The sequence below is a fragment of the Serratia sp. HRI genome (genome assembly GCF_010119335.3).
Taxonomy (GTDB): Bacteria; Pseudomonadota; Gammaproteobacteria; order Enterobacterales; family Enterobacteriaceae; genus Serratia; species Serratia nevei.
On record NZ_CP083690.1, the window covers coordinates 630,390 to 643,864 of the forward strand.

Sequence of the window (13,475 nt, forward strand, 5' to 3'; positions counted from 1 at the left end):
CTGCAGCCATGCAGCGCCTTTTTATTGGGAAATCGTTATGCAATCCTCTGTCAATAAGTCAGAAAGCCGGACCTTCTTCGGCCATCCCTATCCGCTGGGTTCTCTGTTCTTCACCGAAATGTGGGAACGCTTTTCGTTCTACGGCATCCGTCCGCTGCTGATCCTGTTTATGGCCGCCACCGTGTACGACGGCGGCCTGGGTCTGGCGCGTGAGAACGCGTCGGCGATCGTCGGCATTTTCGCCGGCAGCATGTACCTGGCGGCACTGCCGGGCGGCTGGCTGGCGGACAACTGGCTCGGCCAACGCAAGGCCGTCTGGTACGGTTCTATCCTGATCGCCCTCGGCCACCTGTCGATCGCCCTGTCCGCGGTGATGGGCACCAACCTGTTCTTCATCGGCCTGATGTTCATCGTGCTCGGTTCAGGCCTGTTCAAGACCTGTATCTCGGTGATGGTCGGCACGCTGTACAAGAAAGGCGATGCGCGCCGCGACGGCGGTTTCTCGCTGTTCTACATGGGCATCAACATCGGTTCGTTCATCGCCCCGTTGATCTCCGGCTGGCTGATCAAGTCACACGGCTGGCACTGGGGCTTCGGCATCGGCGGTATCGGGATGCTGGTGGCGCTGGTGATTTTCCGGGTGTTCGCCGTACCGGCGATGAAACGCTATGACCGCGAAGTGGGCCTGGATTCCACCTGGAACAGCCCGGTCGCGAAGAAAAAAGGCGTCGGCTCCTGGCTGCTGGCATTGGCGGTAGTCCTGGCTGCGGTCATCGTGCTGATCGCTCAGGGCACCATCGTCATCAACCCGGTTGAGGTAGCCAGCGTGCTGGTGTACGTCATCGCCGCGTCGGTCACCCTGTATTTCATCTACCTGTTCGCCTTTGCCGGCCTGAGCCGCAAAGAGCGTGCACGCCTGCTGGTGTGCTTCATCCTGCTGATCTCCGCCGCGTTCTTCTGGTCGGCGTTTGAACAGAAGCCGACCTCGTTCAACCTGTTCGCCAACGATTACACCAATCGCATGGTCGGCGACTTCGAGATCCCGGCGGTGTGGTTCCAGTCGATCAACGCCCTGTTCATCATCCTGCTGGCACCGGTGTTCAGCTGGGCCTGGCCTGCGCTGGCGCGCAATAACGTGCGCCCGAGCAGCATCACCAAGTTCGTGATCGGTATCCTGTGCGCCGCCGGTGGTTTCGGCCTGATGATGCTGGCCGCGCAGAATGTGCTGAGCAACGGCGGCGCCGGCGTATCGCCGATGTGGCTGGTGGGCAGTATCCTGATGCTGACGCTGGGTGAGCTGTGCCTGAGCCCGATCGGGCTGGCCACCATGACGCTGCTGGCGCCGGAGAGAATGCGCGGGCAAATGATGGGGCTGTGGTTCTGCGCCAGCGCGCTGGGCAACCTGGCCGCCGGCCTGATCGGCGGCCACGTCAAGGCCGACCAGCTGGATATGCTGCCGGATCTGTTCGCGCGCTGCTCCGTCGCGCTGCTGATCTGCGCCGCCGTGCTGATTGTGCTGATCGTGCCGATTCGCCGCATGCTGGAAAATACCCAGTCCAAGAGCGCGCAAAAACCGGCGACCACCGCCTGACGGATAACCCATTTTTATCTCGCAAACCGGCGCTCGAGGCGCCGGTTTTTTTATGCTTGCCAGGCCTGATGTTGCAGGACCACCCGGTAGCCGTCAGGATCTTCAAAGGTTTGCCCCGCCCTATCCCAATAGGGGTTATAGGCGACGACCGCCAAGAATCCCGCCGCCCGCATCCGCTCACACCCGGCTCGCCATTCGTTCTCATCCGGCAGGTAAAACACCAGCAGATGATCCTGCGTCGGCGCCTGCCCGACCCGCACCCCACGATGCTGCGTGAACTCCAGATGGTAGGCATGCTGCGGATGCCCGATCATAATGCCGTCAAAGCCCTGATGATCGACAAACTCGCCCAGCCTTTCAAACCCCAACCCGCAGCAATACAGCGTGGCAATCTCTTGCAACCTATCGGTCGGGCGCGCAATGCGCAGCACCGCCTTGGCTATCGACATGAACGCCTCCACCTCATGATAATCTCATACAGCGCCATACCCGCCAGCATCGCCAGCAGGAACGGCCATACCCGTTGTATCTCCGCCCCCGCCAACACCCAGGCCGGGCCAGGGCAGATGCCCGCAATGCCCCAACCGATGCCGAACAACGCACTGCCCACCAGCAAACGGCGATCCGCACGCCTAGCGGCCGGGATCTGCAGCGGTTCCCCCAACAGGCTCCGCTCGCGTCGGCGCGCCCACATAAAGGCCGGCGCCGCTACCGCAATCGCCCCAACCATCACCAACGCCAGCGAAGGATCCCACTGGCCGGTAATATCGAGAAACGCCAGTACTTTGGCCGGATTGGCCATGCCGGCGATAATTAACCCCAGACCGAAAATCACGCCGCTCAGCAGCGCCAACAGAGACTTAAGCATCTTCACCCTCCCAGCAGATGGCGCATCAGCCACACGGTCGTAAAGCCCAGCAGCATAAACACCGCTGTGGCGGCCAACGATCGCGGCGCCAGCCGCGCGACGCCGCACACGCCGTGCCCGCTGGTGCAGCCGCTGCCCAATCGGGTACCCACCCCCACCAACAGCCCCGCGATCGCCAGCCAGCCGCTGCCGGCCGCGACCTCACCAGGAGGCAAAGCCGCCGCAGCAGCATACAGCCAGGGAGAAATCAGCAACCCGCCAAGAAATGCGGCGCGCCAGCCCCGCTCCCGGCCGCCCGTGCTCAATAAGCCGCCGGTAATGCCGCTGATGCCGGCGATGCGGCCGTTGAACAGCAGCAGCAGCGCTACCGCACCACCGATAATGGCCCCACCCGCCAGCGCGGAATAGGGCGTGAAGTGTTGCCAGTCAATGGTCATCTCGGTTCTCCGGCTGTGGGCAATACAGTTGATACAGGGTCGTTAGCAGCACCAGCGCTTTGGCATCGGCTACCGCATAGTAAATCTGTTTGCCGGCTCGCCGGGTGGAGACCAGCCCCTCCTCGCGCAGCACGCCGAGCTGTTGGGACAACGTCGGCTGGCGGATAGCCAGCGCCTGCGCCAGCTCGCTCACCGCCATCTCGCCCTGGCTGAGCCGGCACAGCAGCAGCAGCCGATCTTCATTGCCCAAGGTACGCAGCATCGCACCGGCCTGCGCCGCCGCCTTGCGCATCGCGTCGATATCCATCACCCCTCCAATTAATTTATAAAATTATATAATATCATTTTATAAACTATTTATCTGCCGCGTGCCACAGGCTGGTGTGGAACCGCGCCGCATGGCATGCTGTCATCCCCCTTTTTGCCGCGCGGAGGCCGCTAACGATGCTGCTGTTTCATGACGTTCTGCCGGTCGATCAGCCCGTCCGGCCGTTGGCCAGGGATTATCGCCACGGCGACAGCGAGCCGGATCACTACCATAACTGCGCGCAGCTGATTCACAGCCTGAGCGGCGTAGTGCAGGTCACGACCCGGCTCGGCAGTTGGGTGGTGCCACCCGGCCGCGGCGTCTGGGTACCGGCGAAAATGGTGCACAGCCTGCGCATCACCGGCCAGGTGGCAGCCAGGACGCTGTTCGTCGATCCGTTGGCGCGCGCCGATCTGCCGGCCCAATGCCAGGTGGTGCAGGTTTCACCGCTGCTGCGCGAGTTGATTATCTGTGCGATGGAGATTGCGCCCGGCTATCCGAGCGGCGGGCGCGATGAGCGCGTGATGGAACTGATCCTGGATGAGTTGAGAATGCTGCCGATCCTGCCGTTGCACCTGCCCGAACCGCGTGAGGCCTCACTGCTTGCCTTATGCCGCCATATTCAGGCCACGTTGGCACAGCCCTGGACGCTGGAACAGGCGTCCGCTCATCTCAGCGTCAGCGGACGCACCCTGTCGCGGCGCTTCCAGCGAGAAACCGGGCTGCATTTTAGTGATTGGGTGCGGCGCGCCCGTTTGCTGGCGGCGTTGAACGCGCTGGCGACCGGCCGCTCAGTGTTAGAAGTGGCGCTGGATCTTGGCTATGACAGCCCCAGCGCGTTCAGCGCCATGTTCCGCCGGTTATTGGGGGTTGCGCCCAGCGACTATTTCAGCCGGACCGCGCCGACGACAGATAGCGCCCGGCAACGTTGAACAGCGCCTGCAGCGAAGCGCTGGCGGAGTCAACGTCGATGCCAACGCCGTAGGTCGCCTCACCTTGCGGCAGCGTACAGCGGATGTAGGCCACCGCTCGGCTGTCGCTCTGATGCCCCAGCGTATGCTCGTGGTAATCTTCGATCGCCAGCGGCAAGCCGAAGCGCCGGCGCAGCGCATCCACCGCGCTGGAAAGCAGACCGTTGCCGGCACCCTGCAGGCGCAGTGGCTCTCCTTCGCAGGCAACTCGCGCGTTGAAACTGTAGGCCTCAACCCCATGACTTTCCGTCTGGTAGCTCAACAGCTGCAAGCACGGCTGCTCCACCAACCCATAGGTGTCGCGGAATAAGCGCCACAGCTGTGCGCCGCTCATTTCCTTCCCGCTGCCGTCGGTCGCACGCTGCACCACCTGGCCGAAATCAATCTGCAGACCGCGCGGCAACGCCAGCCCATGATTTTGTTCCAGTAGCCAGGCAGCCCCGCTTTTACCGGACTGGCTGTTGACCCGTATCACCGCCTCATAGCTGCAGCCGACATCGGCGGGATCGAGCGACAGGTAAGGCACTTGCCACCAGCCATCTTGTCGCTGCCGTTGCGCGGCGAAACCTTTTTTGATCGCATCCTGATGCGAACCGGAGAAGGCGGTAAACACCAGCTCACCGGCATAAGGATGGCGAGGATGCACCGGCAGCTGATTGCACTGTTCCACTACTTCCACCACCTGTTTCAGGCGGCTGAAGTCCAGGCCCGGCGCCACGCCCTGGGTATAGAGATTCAACGCCAGCGTAACCAGATCGACGTTGCCGGTACGCTCTCCGTTGCCGAACAGGCAGCCTTCGACCCGATCGGCACCGGCCAGCAGCGCCAGCTCCGCGCAGGCCACGCCGGTACCGCGATCGTTATGCGGATGTACGCTGATCGCCACATCGGCGCGACGGCTGAAGTGACGGCAGAACCACTCAATCTGATCGGCATACACGTTGGGCGTACTCACCTCCACCGTCGCCGGCAGGTTGATGATCATCGGCCGCTGCGGCCCCGGTTGCCACACCTCCGCCACCGCCTCGCAGATCTCCAGCGCGAACTCTAATTCGGTAAAGCAGAAGGTTTCCGGCGAATACTCGAAGCACCAGGCGGTATCGGGCTGAGCCTCGCAATGCCGGCGAATGCGCCGCGCGCCGTTCACCGCCAGCGCCACGGTTGCGGCCTTATCCTGACGGAACACGATGTCGCGAAACATCGGCGCCGTGGCGTTGTACAGATGCACGATAGCCCGTGGCGCCCCCAGCAGCGCCTCGAAGGTGCGATCGATCAGATCGTCTCGCGACTGCGTCAGCACCTGAATCGTGACGTCGTGCGGGATCAGTTGCTCGGCGATCAGCGTGCGCACAAAATCGAAATCCGTTTGCGACGCCGAAGGGAAAGCCACCTCAATCTCTTTGAAACCGCACTGCAACAACAAGTGATAGAATTCGCGCTTGCGCGCGTTATCCATCGGCTCCGCCAGCGCCTGGTTGCCGTCGCGCAGATCGCTGGAGCACCAGCGCGGCGCCTGCCGCAGGGTACGCGCAGGCCACTGGCGGTCCGGTAACGTCACCGGCGGGAACGGTCGGTATTTGCTTGAAGGGTCGATTAACATGGGCTTCTCCTGGCACCTGAGTGAACGATAGCGTCATTATTTCCCGCCATCGCCTCTTCTTCTCCCGCTTTGCGGACAACCGTCGTCGCAAAGCGGACAACAAAAAAATTTGCATCCTGCGCCAGTGAGACAACAATTAGTTTTGACGTTTTCACCCACGCGACGGCAGTGCGCCGGGCGCTCTACTCTGATTGTCAACGGAGGCGAACATGAGCCTGTATGCAACCCTGGAAGAAGCCATCGAGGCCGCACGTGAAGAGTTTATCGACACCGCCGAAGGCGGCGGCGATGACGAACCGCCGGTGCCGCAGCAGTTCAATCTGCAAAAGTACGTGATGCAGGATGGCGACACGATGTGGCAGGCCGAATTCTTCGAAGATGAAGGCGAAGCGGTGGAATGCCTGCCGCTGCGCAGCGGTGCGGCGGCGCAGGCGATATTCGACGGTGACTACGACGAGGTGGAGATCACCGCCGAGTGGATAGACGAAAATACCCTGTACGAATGGGAAGAAGGCGACTTCCAGCTCGAGCCGCCGCTGGATACCGAAGAAGGCCAGGCCGCGGCCGATGAATGGGATGAACGTTAACCCGCACCACGTTTTTATCGCCAAGGAGGCAGCATGATTATCCGCCGGGCCCGCCCTACCGACTACCCCGCCATTTTACAGCTGCAGGGGGAAAACGTGCCGGAAGCGCTCGACGAGCGCCGAAAACGGCAGGGATTTATCGTATCGCGCATGAATGAGGCGCAGCTGACGGCGATCAACCGCGGCATCGGCATACTAGTGGCCGAGCAGGAGAACCAACTGGCAGGGTTCGTTTGCCTGATGCCCGCCGACGTGCAACCGCGGCCGCCGGTGGTGGATGCGATGCTGGCGACGCTCGCCACGCAGTCGTTCGCCGGGCGGGCGCTGAGTGAGCAGCGGGTGTTTCTCTACGGCCCGGTTTGCCTCGACGCCGCCTGGCGCGGCAAAGGCGTGCTGAAACGCCTCTACGCCGCCGTCAAAGCGCACACCAGTCATGACTACGACGTGGGCGCGCTGTTTATCGACGACGACAATCCGCATTCGTTGGCCGCTCACGTGCAAGGGTTGGGCATGACGGCGCTGGCACCTTTCCATTGTGGGCAGAAAGGCTATCAGCTGGTGGTGTTCGCCACCCGCTGAGCAGGTTTATTCATAGGGGCCATGCTGCGCATCGAACGGCAGCATAAAGGTGTCCACCACCATCGACAGCGGCACATCTATCACCGTGACGTAACGCCAGGGCGTATCGCGCAAATCCCACTGCACGCCGGGATAGTACTGGTGGCCATGCCCCGCACCGGGCACGGTGCGGCTGATGATGCTGCCGCAACCGGTTAAGACCATCACGCCGGCCGCCACGCAGGCCAGCCGAAGGTAGGAAGAGAGCTTCACGACATTGACTCTGAGCAAAGGGTTGTTTCGCGAGTGAACAACGCATCGGCCGCAGTCTATCACAGTTCCCTTTCTCTTCCGGTACCGGCGCGCGTAAGCAAAAGGTAAAAAAAAACGGGGAACGCGCCATGCGCATTCCCCGTCTGAGCGTTACCGTTCAGCGATTAACGTCGGCCCGTTGGGTGTGCCAGCGGGTTGTGCGGCAACTGCTGATAGTGCTCACGCCAGGCAGCGCCTTCCGGCAACAGCCAGACGCGCTGGTGCAGACGAGCCAGCGTGACCGGATCGCTCAGCAGCTCCAGACGTTTGCCCTTCACCAGCTTCTCCGGCCCCAGCTGCAGCGCTTCGTTCACCCGCTCCTCGCGGTTGCGATCGAGGGTAGCACGCAGATGGTGACGCGCCGTCGCCAACGCCGTCGCCAGCGCGTTGAAGGACGGGTTGACCACCGCATGCATAAAGCCGTTGGTCAGCGCGCGGTTGCGGTTGAGATGCAGGTACTCTTCCGTCGCCAGCAGCTCGCGCGGCGGGTTGTACTCTTCCGGGATCAGGAACAGCTTGGCGCGTTTGCTCTTCATGCCCAGCGTCGCGCGGCTCGACAGTACCGACACGAACGGCGACAGGATCAGCGAGAACACGATCGGCGACAGCCACCACAGGAAGCGCAGATCCAGCCACGCCATGCCGCCGGCCCATACCAGGCCCAGCAACATCTGCGAGCCATGGCGGCGGAACGCTTCGCCCCAAGGCGTATCGTCATCGTCACGCTGCGGCGAATTCCACACCACTTCCCAACCGAGGAAGGCGCTCACCACGAACACGGTGTGGAACAACATGCGCACCGGCGCCAGCAGCACCGAGAACAGCATTTCCATCAGCATCGAAATGAACAGACGGAACGCCCCGCCGTACTCTTTCGCGCCCTTGGCCCAGATCAGCACGATGCTGAGCAGCTTCGGCAGGAACAATAGTACCAGCGTGGTGGAGAACAGCGCTATCGCCAGCTCGGGCCGCCACTGCGGCCAGACCGGGAACAGCTGCCGCGGCTGCAGGAAGTATTGCGGTTCCATCAGGGTGTGCACCACCTGCAACGCGGTGGAGAGCGCCAGGAACATGAACCACAGCGGCGCCGACAGGTAGGACATGACGCCGGTCAGGAACACCGCGCGGTGCACCGGGTGCATGCCTTTCACCAGGAACAGGCGGAAGTTCATCAGGTTGCCGTGGCACCAGCGACGGTCGCGTTTCAGCTCGTCCAGCAGGTTTGGCGGCAGCTCTTCATAACTGCCCGGCAGATCGTAAGCGATCCACACGCCCCAGCCGGCGCGGCGCATCAGCGCCGCTTCAACGAAGTCGTGCGACAAGATTGAACCGGCGAAGGAACCCTCGCCCGGCAGCGGCGCCAGCGCACAGTGCTCGATAAACGGCTTCACGCGGATGATGGCGTTATGGCCCCAGTAGTGCGACTCGCCCAGCTGCCAGAAATGCAGGCCGGCGGTAAACAGCGGCCCGTAAACGCGGGTAGCGAACTGCTGCACGCGCGCATACAGGGTATCCATACCGGACGCCTTCGGCGCGGACTGGATGATGCCGGCGTTCGGGTTGGCTTCCATCAAACGCACCAGCCCGGTGAGGCATTCGCCGCTCATCACGCTGTCGGCGTCCAGGATCACCATGTAGCTGTACTCACCGCCCCAACGACGACAGAAGTCGTCGATGTTGCCGCTCTTGCGTTTTACGCGACGGCGGCGGCGGCGATAGAAGATGCGGCCGTGGCCGTCGACATCGCGGCACAGCTCCATCCACGCCTTTTGCTCCGCCACGCAGATGTCCGGATCGTAGCTGTCGCTCAGTACGTAGATATCGAAGTGTTCCAGCTGACCGGTCGCAGCGACGGACTCATAGGTCGCACGCAGGCCGGCGAACACGCGTTCGACGTCTTCGTTACAGATCGGCATGATCAGCGCGGTGCGGTGCGCCGGGTTGATCGGCTCATCGCCCTTGATGGTGGAGGAAATGCTGTATTTGTCTTTACCGATCAGCAGCTGCAGGAAGCCCATCAGCGCGGTCCAGAAACCGGCCGAGACCCAGCAGAACAGTACGGCGAACAGGATCAGAATGCCGGTTTGCAGCACATACGGCAGCAGCTGCAGCACCGACTGCATCAGATCCTGATCCAGCATGGCGATAGGATCGATCAGCGCCCAGCCCTGATAAGGCAAGATGGTTTTCATGTACCAGGTGGCGATGCCGGTCTGCACCAGCATCAGCACCAGCAGCACATAGCGGCGCATGGAACCGACAACGCGCCAGCGGTTCTCGGCCTCGGCCTCCTCTTTGGTGGCGTGCCGATTGTGCGGCGAACGCCCCAGCAGAGAATCCCAGAAGCGCGCCACCGGGTTGGTACGCCAGGCTTCCGGGAACATGGTGGTTCGTTTGATCGGCGGCGTCGCCTTCAGAATGGCGCGCCCTTCGGCGTCGGTGTCGAAATCGTCATCGCTGACCGCATCCGGCCAGGCGCTTTCGATGCGCGGTTTGACCGAGGCCAACGCCACGTCATCCGCCGACAGGCTGTTGACGTTGGCGTCGGCGGCGCCCATCTGCCGATGGAGCGCCTCCAGTGCCTGAGCGTCATCCGCCGTGTGAGGGTTGAGCGCCTCCGACCGCTCAGCGGTCAGAGGCAGCGCCGCAAGATAATCCTGGGCGGGTTGAGTAGGCTTATTCATTGGCAGGTAGCTGATAGCTCCAGGTTTCCGACAGAGTCTTATCGCCATTGACCAGCGCCGCGCGCATTTCTACCGGCTTCTTGTCGTCTTTCACTTTCAGACGTACCGTCAAGCGCCAGCCTTTGGTCACTGGGTTATAGCGGACGTTGTTTTCTACCATTTCACCGTTGTCGCCGATGCTGATCTGAGAAGCGACCGGGGTGTTGGCGTCCAGCCCTTTCAGCACCGGGCCGACGAAGTCGACCAGGAAGGCCACGCTGCCGTCAGGCTCGCGAATCAGGTTGGACTGCTTCACGTCACCGGTCGAACGCATGGTCCGCGCCACATAGGCGATGTCTTGCGAATGCAGTTTGTCTTCGTCGCGGGTGAAGTTCAGACGGTAGCTCAGCGTCAGCGGCTTTTTGGCTTCCGGCAGCGTATCCGGCGTCCAGAACGCCACGATATTGTCGTTGGTTTCATCCGCCGTCGGGATCTCCACCAGCTCGACCTTGCCTTTACCCCAGTCGCCCTTCGGTTCGATCCAGGCGCTTGGGCGCAGATCGTAACGATCGTCCAGATCTTCGTAATCCTTGAAGTTGCGGCCGCGCTGCAGCAGACCGAAGCCTTTCGGGTTCTCGACGGTATAGGTGCTGACGGACAGGTGTTTAGGATTGTTCAGCGGGCGCCAGATCCACTCGCCGTTGCCGGCATGGATAGACAGACCGTTGGAGTCGTGCAACGCCGGGCGATAGTTCAGCGTCGGCGACGGCTGGTTCGGCCCGAACAGGTACATGCTGGTCAGCGGTGCCAGGCCCAGTTTACCCACCTTGTCGCGCAGGAACACTTTAGACTCGACGTCCACGGTGGTGTCGCGGCCCGGGATCACCGTGAAACGGTAAGCGCCGGTGGCGCGCGGGGAATCCAACAGCGCGTAGATCACCAGGTGTTTGTCGCCCTGCTTCGGACGCTCAACCCAGAATTCGCGGAAACGCGGGAACTCTTCGCCGGACGGCAAAGCGGTATCGATAGCCAGGCCGCGAGCGGAAAGCCCGTAAACCTGCCCTTTACCCACCACGCGGAAATAGCTCGCGCCCAGCAGGCTCATGATCTCATCGTTTTTGTCGGCGCTGTTGATCGGGTAGATCACCTTGAAGCCGGCAAAGCCGAGGTTTTTCACCGATTCAGGGTCGTGTTTGACCGAACCGAAGTTGAAGTAATCCGGGCTGTACTTGATCTGTTTTACGCTGGTGGAGGTGACTTCATTGATTTTCACCGGCGTGTCGAAGTACATCCCCTGATGATAAAACTCAAGCTTGAAAGGGGTTTTCAGCTTGCTCCAATAGGCTTTATCGTGATTGAACTGAATCTGCTGATAGTCTGCGAACTTCATCTCGCGGAACTGAGAAGGAAGGTTGCTCTTCGGGGCTTCGAAACCTTTGGCGGCCAGATCCTGCGCCTGCTTGGCCACATCATCAATAGAAAAGGCCCATGCCGGCGAACTGAACAGCGTGAACAATACGGTAGCACCTAACCAACGAACGCTCGCGGCGCGTGGTTGTCCGGATAATATATTAACTAGCACATCCCCCCCTATTCGTGTGCTCAAATCATTTAAATCCATATTAATGGATTACTCAGCTTTCCGACAACATGATAAATGGATGGTTCATGTTTACGGCTCATTGTTTAAGCAGCTGATGGAACACCAGCGTAGCAAGCCGCGCAACAAGACGCTATGGAAAAATGCGGGGGGCTATAGTAGGGTTTCGGATAACAATTTAACGTTTGACGACTTATTAAGCGTGTTAATGAGCACCCGATTAAATCACCAGCGGTAATCTATGACTAAAGGCAGCAAACAGCGCGAGTTTTTCCTCGATTCGATCCGAGCCTATTTGATGTTGCTCGGGATTCCGTTTCACCTCTCCCTGATTTATTCCAGCCATGCCTGGGCGGTGAACAGCGCGTCTCCCTCCTTCTCGCTCACGGTGCTGAACGACTTCATCCACGCTTTCCGCATGCAGGTGTTCTTCGTGATATCCGGCTACTTCTCCTACATGCTTTACGAGCGCTACGAGCGCCACCAGTGGCTGAAGGTCAGGCTGGAGCGGGTGGCGATCCCGCTGTTGAGCGCCATCCCGCTAATTACGGTGCCGCAGTTTTTCATGCTGAAATATTTCACCGATAAATTAAACGGCTGGGATGAATTTTCTCTCTATCAGAAATTAAATGTAACAGTTTGGGAATTGGTTTCTCATCTGTGGTTCTTATTGACGCTGTCGTTGTTAACCTGTGCCTGCTTTTATCTGTTCCGTAAAATCAAGCGTCAAACTCGTGAGCATATTCCGGCGTTAATAAACAGACTGCGTGGATTAGGAAACATCTCACTGTGTTTCTTTATTTATGCGGTATGCTATTCGGCCGCACACCGTATTATTTTAATTGTCGCGCCGCAGCTATTATCCAACGGCCTGTTCAATTTCGTGGTGATGGAGACGATGTTCTACCTGCCGTTCTTCATCCTCGGCGCTTATGCGTTTAAGTACGTGTGGCTTAAGGAGATTTTTCTGCGTCGCTCGCCGCTGGCGCTGCTCGGCTCGCTGCTGCTGTTTATCGCATATATGCTGAATCAAAAGCTGTTGGCACACAGCAGCTATATGTTCGAGCTGGAAGTGGTGATCAAAACCCTAATGGGGATCCTGATGACCAACGTGGTGTTCTCTTTCGGGCATAACCTGCTGAATTATCACTCGCCGCGCATCACCTATCTGGTCAACGCCTCACTGTTTATATATCTGGTGCACCACCCGTTGACCCTGATATATGGCGCTTTCGTGACGCCTTATATCGGCAACAACCTGTTGGGATTCTTGCTGGGCCTGCTGTTTGTGTTCTCGCTGGCCTTCGCTTTATATGAACTGCACAAGCGTATTCCGGTGCTGCGCTTCTTGTTCTCCGGCAAGCCGCAATAACCTTGCGCCCCTGTAAACCCGATCGTTTGCAGGGGTTTCCTGTCATCTTGCCGTCGTGCAAAAAGCCTATACTGGTGATTTGCATGCAAAGCACACATTGCTCAGCCTGGCGCCGTCCGTTAGGGCAAAGTGATACGGCTGAATAGATACCCTAATCGTTATAACTGCGATGCATAAGTAGAAATCCGGATCCCTGCCTTACGGTAGTGATTGGGCTCAACACCCCCGAAGGGCTGCGCGATCGTTTACTTCATTCGATGGCGTTAGCTGCATCTCCCTTCCGTCACGACAGAGAGGATTTTGAATGACTGATAAGAAGACCCCGGCTCAGGAAGCCGAAGTGGAAAACGCCACCCTGCTGAAGATCCTCGGTAGGCTGCTGTCCGCGTTGGACGCCTCAATCAGCGGCAAAGAACGCAGCGTTTTGGTCACTGAACTCTCCAACTTCAATCTCGACGGCATTTCCGAAACGGAAAGCAAGTTGGCCAGCGAGCTGATCAAACGGGCGCTGGAATCGCTCGACCACTAACCCTACCGCGCCTGCAAACCATTGAGCCTGCCTGCGCGGGCTTAATGGTTTTTCCCTCAGCCACGATCGGCCATTGTTGC

General features: G+C 60.0%; 14 protein-coding genes. 6 read left to right on the forward strand and 8 right to left on the reverse strand.

Annotated features, from left to right (window positions below):
* Window positions 1-37: 37 nt before the first annotated feature.
* Window positions 38-1,591 (forward strand): peptide MFS transporter, encoded by a 1,554-nt coding sequence (locus GF111_RS03140; RefSeq protein ID WP_147191534.1) that lies wholly within the window; start codon window positions 38-40, stop codon window positions 1,589-1,591.
* Between the two features lie 50 nt (window positions 1,592-1,641).
* Here GF111_RS03140 and GF111_RS03145 read toward each other — a convergent pair whose 3' ends face one another.
* The 4 genes from GF111_RS03145 to GF111_RS03160 are packed head-to-tail and all read right to left on the reverse strand — an operon-like array spanning window position 1,642 to window position 3,203.
* Window positions 1,642-2,040, reverse strand: coding sequence for a VOC family protein (locus GF111_RS03145; RefSeq protein WP_060435429.1), 399 nt, complete (start codon window positions 2,038-2,040; stop codon window positions 1,642-1,644).
* Complete coding sequence (locus tag GF111_RS03150) at window positions 2,031-2,459, reverse strand: YeeE/YedE family protein (RefSeq protein ID WP_038875443.1); 429 nt, start codon at window positions 2,457-2,459, stop codon at window positions 2,031-2,033. The genes GF111_RS03145 and GF111_RS03150 overlap by 10 nt, the downstream gene beginning before the upstream one ends.
* Window positions 2,460-2,461: 2 nt before the next feature.
* Window positions 2,462-2,896 (reverse strand): YeeE/YedE family protein, encoded by a 435-nt coding sequence (locus GF111_RS03155; RefSeq protein WP_038875441.1) that lies wholly within the window; start codon window positions 2,894-2,896, stop codon window positions 2,462-2,464.
* Window positions 2,886-3,203 carry a helix-turn-helix transcriptional regulator gene (locus GF111_RS03160; protein WP_038875439.1) on the reverse strand — a complete coding sequence of 106 codons (318 nt, stop codon included), beginning with the start codon at window positions 3,201-3,203 and terminating at the stop codon, window positions 2,886-2,888. The genes GF111_RS03155 and GF111_RS03160 overlap by 11 nt, the downstream gene beginning before the upstream one ends.
* Window positions 3,204-3,340: 137 nt before the next feature.
* On the opposite strand from GF111_RS03160, the gene GF111_RS03165 reads away from it, so the two are divergent.
* The gene (locus GF111_RS03165) at window positions 3,341-4,135 is read left to right on the forward strand and encodes a helix-turn-helix transcriptional regulator (RefSeq protein WP_038875437.1); all 795 of its coding nucleotides are present in this window, start codon (window positions 3,341-3,343) and stop codon (window positions 4,133-4,135) included.
* Here the strand turns inward: GF111_RS03165 and leuA are convergent.
* The gene (gene leuA, locus GF111_RS03170) at window positions 4,092-5,774 is read right to left on the reverse strand and encodes a 2-isopropylmalate synthase (RefSeq protein WP_038875434.1); all 1,683 of its coding nucleotides are present in this window, start codon (window positions 5,772-5,774) and stop codon (window positions 4,092-4,094) included. The two genes, GF111_RS03165 and leuA, sit on opposite strands and share 44 nt — an antisense overlap.
* A gap of 209 nt (window positions 5,775-5,983) precedes the next feature.
* On the opposite strand from leuA, the gene GF111_RS03175 reads away from it, so the two are divergent.
* Window positions 5,984-6,361: a MysB family protein gene (locus tag GF111_RS03175; protein ID WP_038875431.1), complete on the forward strand. Its 378-nt coding sequence runs from the start codon at window positions 5,984-5,986 to the stop codon at window positions 6,359-6,361.
* A 33-nt stretch (window positions 6,362-6,394) separates the two neighbouring features.
* Window positions 6,395-6,940, forward strand: a complete 546-nt coding sequence (locus tag GF111_RS03180; protein WP_038875428.1) for a GNAT family N-acetyltransferase — start codon at window positions 6,395-6,397, stop codon at window positions 6,938-6,940.
* Between the two features lie 6 nt (window positions 6,941-6,946).
* Here the strand turns inward: GF111_RS03180 and GF111_RS03185 are convergent, their stop codons facing one another.
* The 3 genes from GF111_RS03185 to GF111_RS03195 all read right to left on the reverse strand — a co-directional run bounded on the left by GF111_RS03185 (window position 6,947) and on the right by GF111_RS03195 (window position 11,476).
* Window positions 6,947-7,144 (reverse strand): YceK/YidQ family lipoprotein, encoded by a 198-nt coding sequence (locus GF111_RS03185; protein ID WP_046688460.1) that lies wholly within the window; start codon window positions 7,142-7,144, stop codon window positions 6,947-6,949.
* 212 nt (window positions 7,145-7,356) lie between these two features.
* Entirely contained in the window at window positions 7,357-9,915 is a 2,559-nt protein-coding gene (gene mdoH / locus GF111_RS03190) for a glucans biosynthesis glucosyltransferase MdoH (RefSeq protein WP_038875422.1), read from the reverse strand.
* Entirely contained in the window at window positions 9,908-11,476 is a 1,569-nt protein-coding gene (locus GF111_RS03195) for a glucan biosynthesis protein G (protein WP_170310507.1), read from the reverse strand. The genes mdoH and GF111_RS03195 overlap by 8 nt, the downstream gene beginning before the upstream one ends.
* Before the next feature lie 259 nt (window positions 11,477-11,735).
* Here GF111_RS03195 and mdoC point away from each other — a divergent pair, with 259 nt between their 5' ends.
* The gene (gene mdoC / locus GF111_RS03200; protein WP_047727839.1) at window positions 11,736-12,866 is read left to right on the forward strand and encodes a glucans biosynthesis protein MdoC; all 1,131 of its coding nucleotides are present in this window, start codon (window positions 11,736-11,738) and stop codon (window positions 12,864-12,866) included.
* A 304-nt stretch (window positions 12,867-13,170) separates the two neighbouring features.
* Window positions 13,171-13,395 (forward strand): hypothetical protein, encoded by a 225-nt coding sequence (locus GF111_RS03205; protein ID WP_038875417.1) that lies wholly within the window; start codon window positions 13,171-13,173, stop codon window positions 13,393-13,395.
* Window positions 13,396-13,475 lie beyond the last annotated feature (80 nt).